Source organism: Paenibacillus dendritiformis, from assembly GCF_015845845.1.
Taxonomy (GTDB): Bacteria; Bacillota; Bacilli; order Paenibacillales; family Paenibacillaceae; genus Paenibacillus_B; species Paenibacillus_B dendritiformis_C.
In genome coordinates, this window is sequence record NZ_LDIG01000123.1 from 37,383 (window position 1) to 55,787 (window position 18,405).

Annotated in this window: 17 protein-coding genes; 16 read left to right on the top strand and 1 reads right to left on the bottom strand. The window is 51.8% G+C overall.

The features are described from left to right. Positions 1-130: 130 nt before the first annotated feature. Together ABD76_RS10785 and ABD76_RS10790 are read left to right on the top strand one after the other, a co-directional pair. Positions 131-895 (top strand): ABC transporter ATP-binding protein, encoded by a 765-nt coding sequence (locus ABD76_RS10785; protein ID WP_197256766.1) that lies wholly within the window; start codon positions 131-133, stop codon positions 893-895. After that, a complete protein-coding gene (locus ABD76_RS10790) occupies positions 870-2,756 on the top strand; it encodes an ABC transporter permease (RefSeq protein ID WP_197256768.1) in 1,887 nt (628 codons plus the stop codon). The genes ABD76_RS10785 and ABD76_RS10790 overlap by 26 nt, the downstream gene beginning before the upstream one ends. A 253-nt stretch (positions 2,757-3,009) precedes the next feature. On the opposite strand, the gene ABD76_RS10795 is transcribed toward ABD76_RS10790, so the two are convergent. Beyond that, positions 3,010-3,378, bottom strand: a complete 369-nt coding sequence (locus tag ABD76_RS10795) for a hypothetical protein (RefSeq protein ID WP_197256770.1) — start codon at positions 3,376-3,378, stop codon at positions 3,010-3,012. A gap of 426 nt (positions 3,379-3,804) precedes the next feature. On the opposite strand from ABD76_RS10795, the gene ABD76_RS10800 reads away from it, so the two are divergent. The 14 genes from ABD76_RS10800 to tnpA form a co-directional block, all read left to right on the top strand. Beyond that, complete coding sequence (locus ABD76_RS10800; protein WP_197256772.1) at positions 3,805-5,040, top strand: metallophosphoesterase family protein; 1,236 nt, start codon at positions 3,805-3,807, stop codon at positions 5,038-5,040. Between the two features lie 234 nt (positions 5,041-5,274). Beyond that, entirely contained in the window at positions 5,275-5,763 is a 489-nt protein-coding gene (locus tag ABD76_RS10805) for a MauE/DoxX family redox-associated membrane protein (RefSeq protein ID WP_197256774.1), read from the top strand. Further along, a complete protein-coding gene (locus tag ABD76_RS10810; RefSeq protein ID WP_197256776.1) occupies positions 5,760-6,323 on the top strand; it encodes a hypothetical protein in 564 nt (187 codons plus the stop codon). Before ABD76_RS10805 ends, ABD76_RS10810 begins: the two co-directional genes overlap by 4 nt. Before the next feature lie 324 nt (positions 6,324-6,647). Then, positions 6,648-6,818 (top strand): hypothetical protein, encoded by a 171-nt coding sequence (locus ABD76_RS10815; protein ID WP_197256778.1) that lies wholly within the window; start codon positions 6,648-6,650, stop codon positions 6,816-6,818. Between the two features lie 17 nt (positions 6,819-6,835). Beyond that, positions 6,836-8,389 carry an ABC transporter ATP-binding protein gene (locus ABD76_RS10820; protein ID WP_197256780.1) on the top strand — a complete coding sequence of 518 codons (1,554 nt, stop codon included), beginning with the start codon at positions 6,836-6,838 and terminating at the stop codon, positions 8,387-8,389. 241 nt (positions 8,390-8,630) lie between these two features. After that, positions 8,631-9,599: an ABC transporter permease gene (locus ABD76_RS10825; RefSeq protein ID WP_197256782.1), complete on the top strand. Its 969-nt coding sequence runs from the start codon at positions 8,631-8,633 to the stop codon at positions 9,597-9,599. A 31-nt stretch (positions 9,600-9,630) separates the two neighbouring features. After that, positions 9,631-10,527: a carbohydrate ABC transporter permease gene (locus tag ABD76_RS10830; protein ID WP_197256784.1), complete on the top strand. Its 897-nt coding sequence runs from the start codon at positions 9,631-9,633 to the stop codon at positions 10,525-10,527. 88 nt (positions 10,528-10,615) lie between these two features. After that, positions 10,616-12,304 carry an extracellular solute-binding protein gene (locus ABD76_RS10835; RefSeq protein WP_197256787.1) on the top strand — a complete coding sequence of 563 codons (1,689 nt, stop codon included), beginning with the start codon at positions 10,616-10,618 and terminating at the stop codon, positions 12,302-12,304. Between the two features lie 174 nt (positions 12,305-12,478). Next, positions 12,479-14,059: a response regulator gene (locus ABD76_RS10840; protein ID WP_197256789.1), complete on the top strand. Its 1,581-nt coding sequence runs from the start codon at positions 12,479-12,481 to the stop codon at positions 14,057-14,059. A 15-nt stretch (positions 14,060-14,074) separates the two neighbouring features. Beyond that, a complete protein-coding gene (locus ABD76_RS10845) occupies positions 14,075-15,811 on the top strand; it encodes a sensor histidine kinase (protein ID WP_197256791.1) in 1,737 nt (578 codons plus the stop codon). Between the two features lie 91 nt (positions 15,812-15,902). Beyond that, positions 15,903-16,487: a hypothetical protein gene (locus ABD76_RS10850; protein ID WP_197256793.1), complete on the top strand. Its 585-nt coding sequence runs from the start codon at positions 15,903-15,905 to the stop codon at positions 16,485-16,487. Between the two features lie 45 nt (positions 16,488-16,532). Continuing rightward, positions 16,533-17,030, top strand: coding sequence for a signal peptidase I (gene lepB, locus ABD76_RS10855; protein ID WP_197256795.1), 498 nt, complete (start codon positions 16,533-16,535; stop codon positions 17,028-17,030). A gap of 293 nt (positions 17,031-17,323) precedes the next feature. After that, a complete protein-coding gene (locus tag ABD76_RS10860; protein ID WP_197256797.1) occupies positions 17,324-17,899 on the top strand; it encodes a hypothetical protein in 576 nt (191 codons plus the stop codon). Positions 17,900-18,122: 223 nt separating this feature from the next. Next, positions 18,123-18,405: IS200/IS605 family transposase (tnpA, locus tag ABD76_RS10865; protein WP_197256799.1), on the top strand; the 283-nt coding region annotated here is incomplete at its 3' end.

Consider the following 18,405-nt stretch of genomic DNA (forward strand, 5'->3'; position numbering starts at 1 on the left):
CAAGAAAACGAATGACAGCGAATTGTTACAATAACGAAAGCTTCGCGTAAGGAAGAAGAATGGCTCGATTCCCCAATTCGGCTTACAGTAAAAGTAACAAAACGATTGCGAAGGAGCGTGCAAGTTACACATGCTGGAAGTACGGAACGTATCCAAAGTATATGAAGGCAAGCAGTCTTATCAGGCGCTGTCCAACTTGAATCTGAAGGTGAACACGGGGGAATTCGTCGGCGTGATGGGGCCGTCCGGCAGCGGCAAGACGACGCTGATGAATGTCGTCTCCACGATAGACAAGCCGACCTCCGGCGAAGTCTATGTCGGCAATGAGCAGATGAACAAGCTGAGCAAGCGGAAGCTGGCGCTGTTCCGCCGGCGCGAGCTCGGCTTCGTGTTCCAGGATTTCAACCTGCTGCAGACGCTGACGGTCAAGGAGAACATTATTTTCCCGCTTGCCCTGGACGGCATCGGCATCAAGGAGCAGGATGCGCGGGTGAACGCGATTGCCGAGAAGCTGGGGATTACGAGCATCCTCAACAAGCGGACGTACGAGATCTCCGGCGGCCAATGCCAGCGCACGGCGATCGCGCGGGCGGTCATCCACCAGCCGAAGCTGATTCTGGCCGACGAGCCGACAGGGAACCTCGACTCCAAATCCGCCCAGGACGTGCTGCAGACGCTGGAAAGATTGAACAAGGAAGAGGGCGTGACGATGATGATGGTTACGCATGACGCGCAGGCGGCAAGCTACTGCGATCGGGTCATCTTCATCAAGGACGGCACGCTGTATCAGGAACTGCACAAGACGGGAAGCCGCCAGATCTTTTTCCAGGGCATCATGGATATCTTGTCATCAATAGGAGGCAAGCGGGATGAATATTCGCCAGTTCGCGCTTAAAAACGTATTTCGCAACAAACGGCTGTACGCGGGCTATTTCTTCAGCTGCGCGTTCTCCGTCATGATCTTTTTCGTCTATTCGATGCTGGCGCTTCATCCGGCGCTCGATTTCAGCGGCAACGGCACTTACGGCGCGGGCGCGCAAGCGGGCATGGATGTCGCCCAATATATCATCTATCTGTTTACGTTTTTCTTCATTTTATATTCGATGAGTTCGTTCCTCAAATCCCGCAAAAAAGAATTCGGTATCTGCATCATGCACGGCATGTCCGATATGCAGCTGAGACGGCTCGTCTTTACGGAAAATATTGTAATCGGCCTGGGCGCAACCCTGTCCGGCATCGGAGCGGGTCTCGCCCTGTCGAAATGGCTGCTCTTGATGAGCTCCTCGGTTCTTAACCTGGAGCAGCCGCTCCCGTTCTACTTCCCGCTGAAGGCGATCGCGCTGTCAGGCGGAGCATTCGTGCTGCTGTTCCTGATCATCTCGCTGTTCACCGCGACGATTCTGCGCAGCAGCTCGCTTATCGACCTGCTGAAGGGAACGATGAAGCCGAAGCCGGAGCCGAAGGCGTCCCGCTGGCTTGCGTTCCTCGCGGTCTTCCTGCTGGCGTTAGGTTACGGCGTTGCCATGTGGGTCAAAGGCGTACTCGTCATTTTCGCGCTGCTGCCTGTCGCCACGGTCGTCAGTATCGGGACGTACTTCCTGTTCACGCAGCTTAGCGTGTACATTATTAACCGATTGAAGACCAAGAAATTGTACCGCCGCGGCACCAATCTGATTACCTTGTCGGATCTGGCTTACCGAATGAAGGACAATGCCCGCATGTTCTTCCTCGTCGCCATTATCTCGACGGTCGCGTTCACGGCGATCGGCACGCTCGTCGGACTGAAGGCGGTATTCACCAATATTGCGACATCCGGATCTCCTGTCATGAGGTACGAATCGCATTCGGGCAATAAGCTGGAGGCGAAGCATGCCGAGCTGATCGAGCAGTCGTTGAGCAAGGCGGGAATCAGCTACGAGGCTGTCGTCTTCCCGGTGAAGTTCGCCGAGGATACGAAAACGGAGAAGTCCTATCAGGTGATTCGCGTGTCCGACTACAATCAGTTGATGAAGACAAATCTGGCCCTGCGCGACGAGGAAGCGCATCTGCTCTATCAGGTCAATCCGATGAACATCGAGCAGGAGAAAAGCGAGGAAACGTCGGTTGCATTCGCTGCGGACAAGACGTTCGCGGTGACAGCCAATAAAGCGATGCCGGAAGCGATCACCCAGAATGTGGGCGGACGCAAAGTCATCGTCTTGTCCGACGCGGCGTTCCAGGGCTTGCCTGCATCCGAGAGAGACGACATGATCTATACGTATTTGATCGAGGACTGGGAGTCGACGCTGGCCGTGGCGAAGCAGTTGAACAAGCAATTGGGCGACCCGGACGGCAATTTTTTATTCGGTTCCAGAGCGCTGATGCTGAACGATGTGAATCAGGGCTTCGGTCAAATTTATTTGTCCGGACTGTTCATCGGCGCGGTATTTTTCGTCGCCGCCGGCAGCTTCCTGTACCTGCGCTTGTATTCCGATCTGGATCAGGATACGGTGCAGTACCGGGCCATCAGCAAGCTGGGGCTGACGGAAGGGGAACTGTCGAAGATTGTGTCCACCCAGATCGGGCTGTTGTTCTTCGTTCCGATTGTCGTCGCTATCGTACACGGCGCGGTCGCGCTGAACTCGCTGCAGAACACGTTCAGCATGAGTCTGGTGAAGGAATCCGCGATTGTCCTTGGCTCGTTCCTGGCGATTCAGGTGATCTACTTCATCTTTATCCGCGCGAATTACGTGCGCAAGCTCAAAAAAGTGATCTAACCCGATCCGCAAGGGGCTGTCTCCGAAGTTATTTTATTGCTGCAGGGGGACAGCCCCTTTCATTCTCCAAGCTTGACTCGCCGGAGAACTGAAAAAATGCAGTATTTCCTTACGGCGTTTAATTCGTTACAGAAAATCCTGCACAACGGCATCAATTTTCTCCTTTACAACGGAGGTAAAGCAAAAATCGGCGAAAATAATGCGCTTTTCAGGCTGTTGAGAAAGTCCAGGGGAATTTTCGGCACTTCATTTTTTATGTGGCGGATCTCGTCTCTCCGTAGAAAAAAATCGATTTAAAACGCTCTGAGAGCCAAGTTTTGAGCAGGAAAATGGACATCTCCATTCCTTCGAAAAAAACAGGGGGTTTCCAACCGCCTGAAACCTGCACCATCTCCCTTGACACGTCTATCCGGTAGGCGAACTCCGCAAAACTGCATGATTTCTCCACATACGCCGATTCGGTAAGCGAAATCCTGCGTAAATACAGCAATTCGATATGGATCACTTTACCAGAAAGGGAATCCTGCAAAATTACAGGATTTTCACCAGTTTCGCCTTGGCTTGAAGCAAAAGGACCTAAAATGATGTAGATTTGCAGCAATTCCTCGGGATGTGGACTCATTGAGCCAAAATTCCTGTAAAATAGCAGCATTTTCCTCCACACGTCCTAGCCCCAGGAGGCAACGATGCTTCCTTAAGGCGATAAAGCTTCCTGGAGGCAACGATGCTTCCTGAAGGCGATGATGCCCCAGGAGCCGACGCGTTCTCTTGGATCCCGTAAAATCAGGCCATTGAGTAGTCTATGGGACTTTTCGCCTCGTTTCCCTGTGTCCATAATCCGCCTTTTTCCCGTCTTTATATTCTCTGTCGTCCTTCTTGCCCCTCACCGTTGCGCGCTGCCTTTGGGGCAGCCTCCTTGTTGCTGCCGGACGGCAAACGGAGTTCCGAATTTTCTATGCGTTAGGCAGCAAAAATCCATATTCAACGGGACAAGAAAGGAGTAGACTGAAGCTGAACCAGCGTTGAACAAAAAGGAGCTGAACGTCTGATGGTAGCTGTTCAATCTACCCCCCGTCTCGTCTTCCCGGTCATCAGCGATGTGCATATCGCGCCGACGGGCGACGAGTCGATCCATAAGTACGAGCAAGCGCTGCGGTACTTGAATGCGCGCGCGCCGCGGCAGGACGCCTTCGTCATCGTGGGCGACCTGACGAACAATGGCACCATTGAGGAATATGAGCGCCATATGGCTGCGCTTCGCAAGCATAAGCAGGACGGAGCGGAGCTGCTTATTGCGATCGGGAACCATGATTATTGGAACGATCTGCCGGCGAAGGAGGCACAAGCGCGCTTTCTGGAAATGACGGGTATGGAGGCAATGTATTATCATCGCGTCATCTATGGATATCATTTTATTGTGCTGGCGACAGAGGATAAGCCGACCCATGGCTACTTCTCCCTGGAACAGATCGAATGGCTCAAGCGGCAGCTGGAGGAAGCGGCCGCCGATGCGCCGGAGCAGCCAATCTTTGTCTTCCTTCATCAGCATTTGAAGGATACGGTGTACGGCAGCGAAGAATGGGGCATCCAGGAAAATATCGGCGAGCTGATGGCCGCGCTGGCTCCTTACCCCCAGGTCATTACGTTCTCCGGGCATTCTCATTACCCGTTGAACGATCCGCGCAGCATCCATCAGAAGCGCTTCACGTCCGTTGGCACCGCTTCGCTTAGCTATATGGAAGTAGAGCGCGGCAAGCTTCAAGGCAATTTGCCGCCGGGGCATGAGAAGTTCAGCCAAGGCTGTCTGGTTGAAGTGTACGAGGACAAGGTGGCGATTACCCGGATCGACTTTGCGCATCAACGGGAGATCGGGGATGCATGGGTGGTGCCGGTACCGGTAACTCCCGAGGCGTTCGTCTATACGGATGAGCGCGATCGGGAAGCGCCCCGTTTCCCGGCGAATGCGGAAATTGATGTCAAGGAGGAGCTGGCGGCTTCGGATTCGATCGCGATCGTGTTCGACCAGGCGCAAGATAATGAACTGGTTCATTCCTACCGGATTACGCTCTCGGATGCAGAGACCGGAACAGAGCTAACGCAGTGCTTCGCTTATTCGGAATTTTATCTTCATCCGATGCCGGAGAAGCTTGAACTGACATTGACGGAACTGGAGCCGGATCGCGGCTATTCCATAGAAGTTCACGCGATCGATGCCTTCGGCAATGTGAGTGAACAGGCCTTGTCCGCTCGCGGCAGAACGAAATCGGGATCAGCCTTTGCATGAGATAGGACAAAAAACTTTATTCACGGGATGTCCCTGCGGTTATCGAATGATGACAGGGCATCCTTTTTTGTGTTCAACGAACATGGAAAAGTATCAAACATCGTTGTTTACTCATATATTCACCTATTTGCATTCCGACTATGAATTATTATTTGAAAATTGCATTCTCAAAGATTGCTATAAAGAAGAAAAGAATATTGCAGAAAGGGAGAGATTATCAATCTTGAATCGATCTTGACCGCTATCCTTTGCACCGTTCTTGTCTGCTCTTCCATAGCCAAAATAGCCGGCTACCGCGACTTTACCCGCACGATTCATCAACTGAGTTATCCCTCTTTTCTTGCATGGGGAGTCATTGCCGCGGAACTGGCGATCGCGCTTCTGCTGCTCTTCGACACCACCCGCTTCATTGGCGAAATCGGTTCGCTGCTCCTCTTCTGCGCATTCTACGCCGCGGCCGGCAAAGCAATAAGGAAGAAAACGAAGGTTGTCTGCAACTGCTTTGGCAAGTCCACTGAAGAGGGATTGGGCCGGGCCGCCATCCTGAAGATTACTCCATTATTTATCGCCTCTGCGCTATGCGTCAGCCTGCAATCCCCGACTTCATTGACTGCGAATCAACCTCTCGACTGGATCAGCACCGCCGGAATGACAATAGCGATAATCAATCTGTACGCGTTGTGGAAAAACCGTCACTTTCTTGCCCAGGTGAAAGGGAAATGATGAACATGTTTGACGTATCTTATTTGCTGCTCTGGGGTGTCGTCGCTCTGCAGACCTATTATATCGTTCAAATCGGCAGGCGGAAACAGGTTCGGCAGGCGAATCCGCAGCAAGACCCAACCTTGGTTCATGAGCATCATGGAGTGCCTGCAGGCGCCTCCTTTCCTCAACTCCTGTTTGACACGATCAATCATGGGTTTATCGATATCGCGCAAATGAAGAAAACTGGCTTTCTTATCGCGTTTATCTCCGTGGGCTGCGATCAGTGCAAGCTCGTCTATCCTATCCTGAAGCGCTTCCAAGAAGCCGGACACGATATTCAGATTATTATGCTGATGCAAGGCAGTCCGGACGAGATTCAACATGTAATCCATCAATGGCAGATGACGATGCCAGTCGTCCCCATCCAGCTTGAAGATATGGCCAGACTTCAGACCGGCTACTATCCGTTCATCTACTATTTATCATCTTCAGCGGTGGTTCAGACGAAGAGCATTATTAATTTCGAGGAGCAGTTGAATCTTTTGGTCAAGCAAGGACAGCTAAAGGTTGCGGTGTGAACAGCGAAAATATGAATCAGCGAAATATGAATTGGGGTAGCAAAGGCATGCCTTTGACTATAAATAGAAAACGCGAAAGGAGGCATTACGCATGAGCTCAGGCTGCTTCACGACCGGCGGTTGCACTTCCTCGAAATGCGCTCACTATCCGCAAGAGAAGTTCGTGTATGAAAGCGTATATGTGTGCGCCGGATCTTCCACGACGACTTACTATTGCACTTGTTAATGCCGCATGCGGGCAGGGAAGAGAGCACGACTCTTCTCTGCCTCAACCTCATGGCCCGGCGGCAAACGGGCTTATTTTATGGTGTAGGGTGAAAATCAATGGATAACCCATCGGATAACCAGGCGAAGATCAGCGTCAAGCAAAAAGGGCTTATCGTTAAAAATGTGCTGTTCCGGTTTATGCCGTTATTGATCAAGGTCATTCCTGGAATGACCTTGTTGTTAATGGGCAGCAGACCCGTTCGTTATCATTTGTTTTCTTATTGCTAGGCCTGCAAGGTTTATTGTTGCTGCTCGACAAGCTCGTGCAATTTGTCGAACAGCTCATCGGATATCGTTCTCAGCAGCATCTGAAATATCATTTCGAAATGCTGCTGCTGCAAAAATCAGCTAAATTGCCGCTGCGGTATTTCGATCGTCCCGATTATTTTGATCAACTGGAACGAGCGGCTCTCGGAATGGATATTAAAGGCTTCCATATTTTCGTCTTGCTCATGAACATGGTGCGCAATTGCATTTCCATTATCGGAATGGTGTATATTTTGATTTCCTTCCACTGGGTTTTGGCGCTTGCGGTATTGATTATGATCGTGCTGAATCTGTGGGTGAACGCCTCCTTCGGCCAGCGGAAATACATGCAGATGATACTGCATACCCCGGCGCAGCGGAAAACACATTATTTGCTTCAGCTTTTGCACAGCAGAAATGCGGCCAAAGAAATGAGAGTGTATCAAAATGCTCCTTACTTAATTGCGAAATGGCAGAGGCTATTCTGGAAAACGACAGATGAACGCTATCAATTGGAAAAGAAAGCAGGCTGGAGATCCTTGCTCGTGGATGCTTCGCACTCGCTTTTGAACATAAGTACATTCGGTTTACTGGCATGGCTTGGTTATCAAGGCTCCCTCACGGTAGGGCATTATGTTTCGTTAACTCAGGCACTGGTGCAAATCGAGGGTATTATCTCCGGATTGGGCCGAAATATTGCCGGAATCTATGAGGAGTCCTTATTCGTCAATGAAGTGTTGACCTATCTGGAATTGGAGACAGAGGAGTCAGGGGAGATCAAATTCCCGGAGCCTTTGCGCGATGGCATTGAGGTTTCGGATCTTGCCTTTGCGTACACCAACCAATCGCCGCCGGTGTTAAAGGGCGTAAGTTTGCGCATCCGGCCCGGAGAAAAAATCGCCATTGTCGGAGAAAACGGGGCGGGGAAAAGCACGCTTGTAAAATGTCTGCTTGGGTTGTATATTCCGGACAGAGGAACCGTTCGATTCGATGGCATCGACCTGCGGGACATGGATAAGGACGGCATGAGGGCCAATATTTCCGCCGTATTTCAAGATTTCATGAGCTACCAGCTTACGGCACGGGAAAATATTGCCATGGGACAGGTAAGCAAAATAAACGATGACGGCGCGATCCGGGAAGCGGCGGACAAGGCGGGAGCGGGAGAATTGATCCGGCGGCTGCCGCAAGACATGGACACGGAGCTGGGACCTCTGTTCGACCATGGTTATGAACTGTCGGGAGGACAGTGGCAAAAAATTGCCTTGAGCCGAGCCTTTTTGAAGGATGCGCAAGTTGTCATTTTGGATGAGCCGACTGCTGCTCTTGATCCGAAAGCAGAAGCCGAGGTGTACGATAACTTCACGAGATTGTACGAGGGGAAGACGACCATCATGATTTCTCATCGTCTGAGCAGCTGCCGCCATGCCGATCGGATTATTGTGCTGAGAGACGGCAGAATTATTGAGGAAGGAAGCCATGAGGAGTTAATCCGCAGGGAAGGCGAGTACGCGCAAATGTTTATTTCCCAAGCGCAAAGATATACCGCTTGATAGGGAACAAGGGTTGATAACAAGAACATCTTAAAGTATCAATAATCGTTGTTTTGTCATATATTCGTGAAAGCGTTTCGAATGTAGAATGAAGGAAAAGACAAATATGGAGGGAGAATATGGAGGAGGACATGGCATCAAGCCAGATATAGAGAGCTGATGCGAGGCGGAGCATCGCTCTGCCGCTGTAAATTAAACCGCTTTACATCTGGCGGCATAGGTAAGGAGGAGGGATTCACATATGGCGAAAGCATCTGCCGGGCTGGACACGGAATCACGCTTGAATCTCGATAAGCATCGTAAAAGCGCGTTTAAACGGTTTTTCATGCAAATAGATATTCAACTGATGGTACTGCCTGCGCTCGTGTTTATCTTTATTTTTTCCTATATTCCCATGTATGGCGTTCTGATCGCTTTTCAGGACTACAAGATGGGTTCGAACTTATTGAACAACAATTGGGTTGGCTTCAAGCACTTTGTCGCCTTTTTCAATGCTCCGGAATTTTATCCCGTCATGCGCAACACGATTGTTATCAGTTTTTTAAAGTTTATTTTCGGGTTCCCGGCGCCGATTCTTTTGGCGCTCATGCTGAATGAAGTGCGCAAAATGTTCTTCAAACGGGTGGTACAGACTGTGACGTATTTGCCGCACTTCCTGTCCTGGGTCGTCATCGGGTCGATGGTGACATCGTTGCTGTCCGTGGACAACGGCAGTGTGAATATGATGCTCGAGAAATTGAAACTTATCGACGAGCCTGTCAATTTCCTGTCCATGTCGGAATATTTCTGGACGATACTCGTCACGACCAATGTATGGAAAGAAATTGGATTCGCTTCCATTGTCTATTTGGCGGCGATTGCCGGGATCGATCCTCATTTATATGAGGCGGCCTCCATCGACGGCGCCAGCCGGTTCAAGCAGATGTGGCTGATTACGCTCCCGTGCATTATGCCTGTCGTCATCATTTTTATGATATTGGCTATCGGCAATTTGACGAATGCCGGCTTCGAAGATATTTTGATTCTGGCCTCCAACCCGGCATTGCGCGAAGTGTCGGATTCACTGGATGTCTACGTGGTTCGGGTCGGTATCGACAACTACAGGTACTCCTATGCGACGGCAATCGGCCTGTTCAAGGCCGTGGTCAGCGTCACGCTGCTTACATTTGCGAACTTCATCGCCAGAAAAACGGGCAATAGCTTGTGGTGATGAATCTTTCCAGAGACAGGAGGACTGAACGATGATACGAGACAGTATAGGAGACCGCATCTTTGTCGCCTTTATCTATGTATTTTTAACGTTGCTGGCGTTTTCCACCTTTTATCCGTTTTGGAACTCGCTCGTCATTTCCTTCAATGAAGGGTTGGATACCGCGAAGGGCGGGATTACGTTCTGGCCGCGGGAATTCACGCTGGAGAACTACCGCATCGTCTTCGAGGACTCGCGGTTGATGAACGGCTTCGTCATTGCCGCCCTGCGGACGGTCATCGGAACCGTATCCGCGATACTGGCCACATCGATATTTGCCTATGGCATGTCGAAGCGAGAGCTGATGGGCCGCAAATATTACATGATCATGTGCATTATTACGATGTATTTCGGCGGCGGGCTCATTCCGACTTATATGCTTATCCGCAGCCTTGGCTTGTTCAACTCGTTCTGGGTGTTCATTATTCCGGCTCTGATCAGCGTATGGAACATGATTATATTCCGCACGTTCTTCCAGGGGCTCCCGGCAGGCTTGGAGGAATCGGCGAAGATCGATGGCTGCGGCAACTGGGGAACGTTCTTTCGGATTGTGCTGCCATTATCCGGCCCCGTCGTGGCCACGCTGTCGCTGTTCACGGCCGTGGCGCACTGGAACGAATGGTTCGTGGCCAGTATCTATATCACGAATGAAGATCTGCTGCCTATCCAGACGGTGCTGCGCCAAATTCTGTTCTCGAATATCGCCTCGGAACAGATGGCCAATGTCGATATGAGCGCGATTGCGCATATGAATGCCGCCAAAAAAATTACGTCCAAAGCCTTGACGATGGCGACGATTATGGTTGCGACGGTTCCTATCGTATGCGTCTATCCGTTCCTGCAGAAATACTTCGTCAAGGGCGTATTGATTGGATCGCTGAAAGAGTAGTTGCTTGGAGCAATACGGGAAGATTCGCTGGCGTTTAGAGCATCCATGCTTTAAACATAGATTAAAAATTGAAAGGGGAAAATATCCAGTGAAGAACAAGAGAAACCTCCTTCTTAGCGTGCTCTCTGTCTTTATGGTGTTCACCTTGGCGGTCGGGTGCAGCGGCGGCGGGAACACAAGCGCGCCTCCAGCCAATGAACCGGCGAAGCAGGAAGGCAGCAAAGGGCAAGAACCTTCCGGTGAATCACCGAAGAGCGATCTGTACGAATTGGGCAAGGAAGAGCTGAATGTCTCGTTCTACGGCAACTATGGCTGGTATCAGATGCCGAAATGGGGCAAGGATCCCGCTTCCAAATGGGTTCAGGACAATCTGAAGGTAACGGTTACGGCTGTCAGCTCGGGCGGGAACAATGCGCAGAAGCTGCAGACGATGATCGCCGGCGATGAGCTTCCGGATATTATTTGGACAGACAGAGGCCCGGACGTTGAGCGGCTCCGCGAAGCAGGCATGCTCGTGCCGCTGGACGAGTACATCGAGAAATATCCAAATTTCAAAAAGTCTCTGTCCGAACAGCATCTGGCGCTGCTCCGGTCCCCGGACGGCAAAATCTACCAGCTCCCGAACTATTATACGCAGCAGCCGAACGGCAACGCCGGATATGCAATCAATAAAAAGATCTATAAAGCGCTCGGCTCTCCGAAGCTGGAGACGACCGACGACTTGTACAATTATCTTAAAGCGGTCAAAGAAAAATTCCCGGATGTCATTCCGTTCGAGACGGGATTGGCCAAAGACGGTCATGGCATTGACCAGATTTTCTCTTCCTTCAAGGAAAACAACCTGTCCTTCACGCGTTTCTTCGGCGTCCCTGACGGCGACAAGATCGTCTCGATCTATAAAGATCCGGGATTCCGCGAATCCGTCGTCTTCACGGCGAAGCTGATGCGCGAGAAGCTGATGACGCAGGATGCGAATACGCAGACCGAGGACCAAGTAAGAGAAAAAGCGATGAATGGCAAATTTGCCGTTATCGCCACCTTTGATCCGATGAAGATGCTGGCGACCGCGGACGCCGAACTGAAGAAGAAGGATCCGGAGGACGGATACATGTTCATCCAGCCGATCGCCAAGGAGGGTCTCGATCGGACCAAAATCTACCCGGGAACCTATAATCAGTTAGGCTGGAACGTGGCTCTCATTACGAAGAACGCAAAAAATCCGGAAGCCGTGTTCGCGCTTCTTGATTGGATGACAGGGCCGGAAGGCAGCATGGTGCTCAACTGGGGTCCCCCTGGACCGGACGGATATTGGGACGGCTTCGAGGCGGACGGCGTGACGCCGAAGTTCAATGAAGAGAAGTATTTGAATGACCCGGATACGCTTGCGGAAATTAACGGAAAAGCCGGCGACCTGGTATGGGTAGGCAACACGATGTTCCTCGATAACACGAAGAAGCAGATGTTGTCCAACGTTCCGGCCGATCAAATCGACTTCAGCAACCGTTGGCAAATGGAAATTACATGGGGCACGCAGGGCGATTTCACGGAGTTCCTCGGCTGGGAGCCGGCTCCTGACAGCGAAGTCGGCATCATTAGACAGAGCATCAGAGATATTTGGCTGACCGCGAGAGCGAAATCGATGTATGCCAAGTCCGACGAGGAAGCATTGCAAATTCTGGATAAGGCTCACGAAGACTCGATGAAGCTGGGCTATGATAAATTCCTTGAGCATGTAACCAACGTGTGGACGGAAAACAAGAAAGCGTTGGGCAAATAAGGAAATCGGAACGGAGGCTCGCTATACCGGCGGGCCTTCGTTTTTGTTCGCTGCCGCGGGGGCGGAACTGGCAGCCGCATACTGTTCAAACGGGATGGTTCATTGCTATACTTGGGATGGAAATGATTAGGCTGCAGGTAACGATTGACCGCATGTCCTGAAGGGAGATCTTTCATGTACAACGTGTTATTGGTGGATGACGAGATGCTTGATCTCGAAGGGATGAAGCAATTTATTCCATGGGAAGATTTAGGCATGAAAGTGGCGGCGGCGGTGAACAACGCCTTTGACGCATGCGAGAGTATCGAACAGCTTCCAATAGACATTATGGTTAGCGACATCAATATGCCCAATATGTCGGGATTGGAACTGGCCCGGAGAGCAATCGAAAAAAAAGCGGACATTCGTGTCATTTTTGTAAGCGGTTACCAGGACTTCAGCTATGTGAAGCAGGCATTGTCACTGAAGGCTTATAGTTATGTGCTGAAGCCGATGGATGATAACGAGCTGATCGCGGCGCTGCAGAAGGTGAAGCAGGATCTGGAGAACGAGCGGAAGCGCCGTGACGTGGAAGAGGCGTACCAGCGCATGATTCCGATGGCTAAGAACGACCTGTTGGTCAGGCTGCTGGAAGGGGAATGCGATCAGGATTATTTGCAGGAAATGAGGAAGGTGATTCAGTCCAACGGGCTGGATCAGTTGGAATGGCCCGTGCGTGCCGCCGTTATGGAGCTGGATGACATGAATTGGGCGCAGGAGGCCGTCAGCCTGTCCCACCAGATGATGTCGAAGAACTTCCTCTTTGAAGTAAGCGAGATCGGGCACAAGCACGGCATGCGTCATGTCTGCAAGCTGTCCTCGCACCGGATCGGGCTGTTGATTGACGGCCAGCGGATGGAAGCGCTGATTCATGACTTGTACGCGGCGATTCAAGCCAACTTCCCGTTTACGATGACAGTTGGGGTCGGCGAGCCGGTGCATACGCTCGAACAGCTTCACGTATCGTGCAAGCAGGCCATGGAAGCCGTGGACGGCAAAATGTTTTTGGGCAAAGGCAAGCTAATAATGTATGAAGAAGTGAGCCGGGAACCGGGAATGGTCGATGCCCGGACGCTCGATACGCGCGTGGAGGCCTTATTTCATGCGCTGACCGAATACGATCTTGTCCGTATCTATGACGAGATCGGGCGATTGTTCGAATCCGTAAGCATGCTGAGATCCAAATTCACGGTGCATAATCTGGCCATGTTTATTATATGGAAGCTGGATCAGCAACTGAAGGCAAGAGGCGAGAACTTGTTCGATATGCTTGGGATGGAGCTTCATAATCTGGATATCCTGCTGAAGTTCGATACGATCAGCGATATTCGTTCCTGGCTCGTGCGGAAAACGTTCGAAATATCCGAGCACTTGCGAAGCAAATCAAGCTCCAAGAACAATAAGCTGATTCGGGAAATGATTCAAATGATGAAGGATCGAATGAATGACAATATCACCCTCAAGGATGTGGCGCATCAATTTTCTTTTTCTCCCAACTATCTCGGCTACATGTTCAAGGAAGAGACGGGCAAGTCGTTCAGCGAAGTGTTGATTCAACTCCGGATGGAGCGGGCCCGCGAATTGCTGCACGATCCTTCGATGAAGATCTATGAAATCGCGAACCAGGTCGGTTACCGTTATCTGCCGTATTTCAGCAGACAATTCAAGGAAGCCTACGGCATGACGCCGATGGAGTACCGCAAGCGAGAAACGTGACAGGGGATGGCGGATATGAAAGCACAACAGGCGAGGCGAAGGTACTTGCCGTTTGGATATAAATTAATGCTTACTTATATGCTGTTCATCGTGAGTGCCGTATCTGTCATTGGCTATGTGTCCCACTCCATGTACGACGAATCGATCCGGAAGCACACCAGGATGAATGTTCAGGGAACCTTGCTGCAGATACGCGATAATATCGAATATAAGATGCAGGATGTCGTCCGCATTTCCTCCCTTCTCTATGACGATTATGAATTGTACCGGCATCTGCGAAGCTATGAGGAGGGGTGGGACAACTATGACCGTATGACGAAGGACGTTCTGCCCAAAATAGAAGCCGCCACCAAGTCGACCGGCATGAAGCTGTGGACCTCGGTCTACTTCCGCAATGAATCGATTTATGAAGTATATAAGAATAGGATCGAGGACAGTAACTGGTCGTATGATATTTATCATCTTAGCCGCATTACGGACAAGGAATGGTACAAGCAATTCCCGCCTGAAAAGTATGGCTTCACGATGCAGTGGAGCCAGATCGAAAATGACCGCGAGCTTCAGCGGATTTCTCTGCTGCGGAGGCTGATGGACACCTACAATCCGAATCAGCTGCAGGAAGTCGGATTCCTCCGGATCAACGTGGCCATTCAGGAGTTGTTCGACAGTCTGGATTACTCCAAAATTGGAAGTGGAAGCGTCCTCTATATTCAGGATGAGTCCGGGCGCATCATGTATCAATCGGGCGAGCTTCCGGCCGCCTACTCGGAAGGCCGGGAGCAACTGGACAAGGATTTTTTGACGATCCAGGAGACGGTCGGCCGGCAATCGTGGAAGCTGGCCGCGCTCGTGCCGGTCGCGCTGATCCAGCAGGATGCGCTCAAGGTCAGGATTTTTATCATTTTCGCTTGTCTGATTTGCGTGGTCGTCCTCTCTTTCGCAGGCGGCTTTATATCCCGGTTCTTCTCGATTCGGATACATAAGTTTGTCTCCGTGCTGAATGCATTTCGCGAAGGAGATCTGCATAAGCGCATCTCCTACCGGGGCAATGACGAATTTTCGCAGATTGCGACCGCGCTCAACAATATGGGCGAGAACATCGAGTCTCTAATCAAGGAAGTGTACTTGACTCAGCTGCAGAAGAAGGAAGCGGAGCTGGAAATGCTTCAGTCGCAAATTAATCCGCATTTTCTCTATAACACCCTGTCCTCGATCAGCCGCCTCGCCAAATTCGGCGAAAATGACAAGCTGCAGCAAATGGTGATGGGGCTGGCCAAATTTTACCGCCTGGCTCTGAACAACGGCAAGCTGATGATCCGGGTTCCGCAAGAGCTGGAGCAGGCGCAGGCGTATGTCGATATCCAGAAGATCAAATACGGCGAACGGCTTGAGGTGATGTTCGATATCGACCCCGTCATTTGGCCGTACAGCACTGTCAAGCTGATTTTGCAGCCATTTATTGAGAATGTCCTGGAGCACGCCTGGTGCGGTGATCGGATTCACATTCGCGTCGTGGCGTCCAAAGAAGGGGAAACTCTGCTGTTCCGCGTCATCGATGATGGGGTCGGAATGACTCCGGAGCGGGTGAGCGATATTTTCCATGGCCGGGATCATGTCAATGCGGGCTATGGCATACGCAACGTCGATCAGCGCATCAAGCTGCAATACGGACCGGAGTACGGCGTGAGCATCCACAGCAGGCTCGGGATCGGGACCTCGGTGTCCATCCGGATACCGGCGAAGCATAGCTGATTCCCACGAACCCCCTAATCTTGTATAATAGAGGTTGCACTATACGCATTCATAGAGTATGTATTTCTGAATCGGAGTGGGGGGAACTGGATTGAATACCCGATCGCTGGCCTATGTGGCGGTGCGGTTGCTGGCGCTGTATTTCTTCATTAACGCAATCGTCCATGTATCCAACGTGGTTCAGGTCAGCTTGCCGAATCTGATGTCAATCAAGGATGCAGCGGCCAGCAGGCCGGATCAGATGCTTCTGTTGGTGGTGGTCCTGCTCCCGTCCATCATTATGCTGCTCAGCGCCTTCGTATTATGGACGGCGGCCTACCGCATCTCCGGACTGTTGGCACCGTCCGCGCAGCCGCGGGAGGAAGCTGCGGCTGCAGAGGCGCCGGGCGGGGGAGAGCTTCCGCGGCGATCGCAGGAGCTGGCGTCGCTGACCAGGCCGCTGCTGCAGACGGGCCTCGGCATCTCCGGCCTGATCCTGCTCGTTAACGGCATCCCGGACTTCATACATATGTTGATGACGATTACCTATGTCGATACGCACATGTACCCGGATCATATGCAGCGCGAATTAAGCGCGAATTTCGTGCAAGTCATCGTGAAGATGCTGCTCGGTCTCTGTCTGGCGATTGGGGCCGGCGGACTGACCCGGTACTTCACGCGCTCGTCCTCATCCTGAACGGGGACAGCGGCGAACGTGACGCTTTCGAAGGAGGAATGAACGATGCGAATGTCCCATATTGTCAAAGGTTATGTTATTCCGATGCTCATCGCGTTCGGCATCAGCCTGTTGATACAGCAGGTCGCCTATGCGCAAGTCGTCGTGCAGCAGCACTCCATGCAGCATACGTATAATCCCGGGGATCGGCTTATCGAGAACAAATGGGTGTACAATTGGTTCGAGCCCGCCTACGGCGATGTCGTCATCATCGATCCGGCGTTCCAGGGAGAACGGTATATCAAGCGCGTCGTCGGCGTGGCGGGCGATACGATCGATGCCCGCGACGGGAAGCTGGAAGTGAACGGCCGGGTCGTCGACGAGCCGTTCGCAGAGGGCAGCACGCTGCCGAAGCAGCTCGAACTGCCGATTGTGGTGCCGGAAGGGCATGTGTTCGTCATGGGCGATAACCGGGCCGTCAGCATAGACAGCCGGACATACGGGCCTGTGCCGCTGGAGTATCTGGAAGGCAAGGTAGAATGCAAAGTATGGCCTTGGTGGTAGCAGGAAGCAGAAGCGGGGAGCGGTTGTTCCTCGCTTCTTTATGTCCGTGCGGGCATGTCTGGAAGCGCGTCGAAGCAAGCTTCGGCGAGTCCGGGCGAGCATGATGGTAAGCGTCGCGAAGCCTGCTTCGGCGAGTCCGCGCGTTCGTGGTAGTTCGCGTAATGACACCCCTGTTATATGCCCGTCGCCCCCTCAAGTTGCATGCCGGAAGGCGGCGCGCTATACTTGAACACGATGAACTAAGGCGTTGTCCCTTCCGGGACGGAGCGGCGAAAGGACTCGAATTCACCACGATGTTGACAGAGAAGAAAGCGTTTAGACGAATCCAATGGGGATTGCTGTTTTTTATTGATTACACGGTGGGAGGCGTAGATCTGCTGCCGGATATCGTCGGCTTGTTCCTCATCTATACGGCGATTCGCGATTTGGAAGGGGTCGACCCCCCGTTCCGGCGCGCGAAGGCCGTGGTTATCCCTCTGATGGCGTTGGCCGTTATCGAAATTTTGCAGCCGTTCTTCATTCAAGCCATCCCGCGGGGGATATTGGCCTGGTACGGAGTCGGGCGATCCGTGCTCGAGACCGGATTGAATATCGCGCTGATGGCCCTGCTGTGCGGCGGGCTGCGAGCGTTCATGCTGCGGACCGGACAGCCCGCGCTCGCGCACATGGCCCGTCGGCGGCTCATCTATTTCATTGTCGCGCTTGGATGCTCGTTGAGCATGATCGGCTTTGCCCTGGCGTCGCCGATGCTGTTCGACGCGATGGCCGTGCCGTTCTTCCTGCTCTATATTATTGTCGTGATCATGCTGATGGGCTTGTTCGGGCAGGCGGCAAAGCGAACGGATGCGATGGGCGGAAGCATGGCATAACAATGGGGTTACGCCGGGGCGGTTGCGGCGCTCCCAGGGGTGGGAGGCAAAGACAGGCGAAGAGTTTCGCCTGTCTTTTGTTATGGGCTTTAGCCCGTTGAGTGCGTGAAACGCACGAAACAAAAAACCACCCGCTATGCGGGTGGAGGGATCGAGGGTTTGACCAACAAGACCATCCCGATAAAATTGAGATGTTCAGGCTCAATGAAAGGAATGGTCTTAGATGGCAAACAAGAACTATAGTCTAGCTCACACGAAGTGGATGTGCAAATACCACATTGTGTTCACCCCGAAGTATAGACGGAAAGAGATTTATAATCAAGTGAGAAAAGACTTGATTGAAATCTTCAAGCGTTTATGTAAATACAAGGGAGTGGAGATCTTAGAAGGTCACATGATGCCAGATCATGTACATATGCTAGTAGCGATTCCTCCAAAAATCTCAGTATCATCATTCATGGGATATCTGAAGGGAAAAAGCTCACTGATGATATTCGAGAAGCATG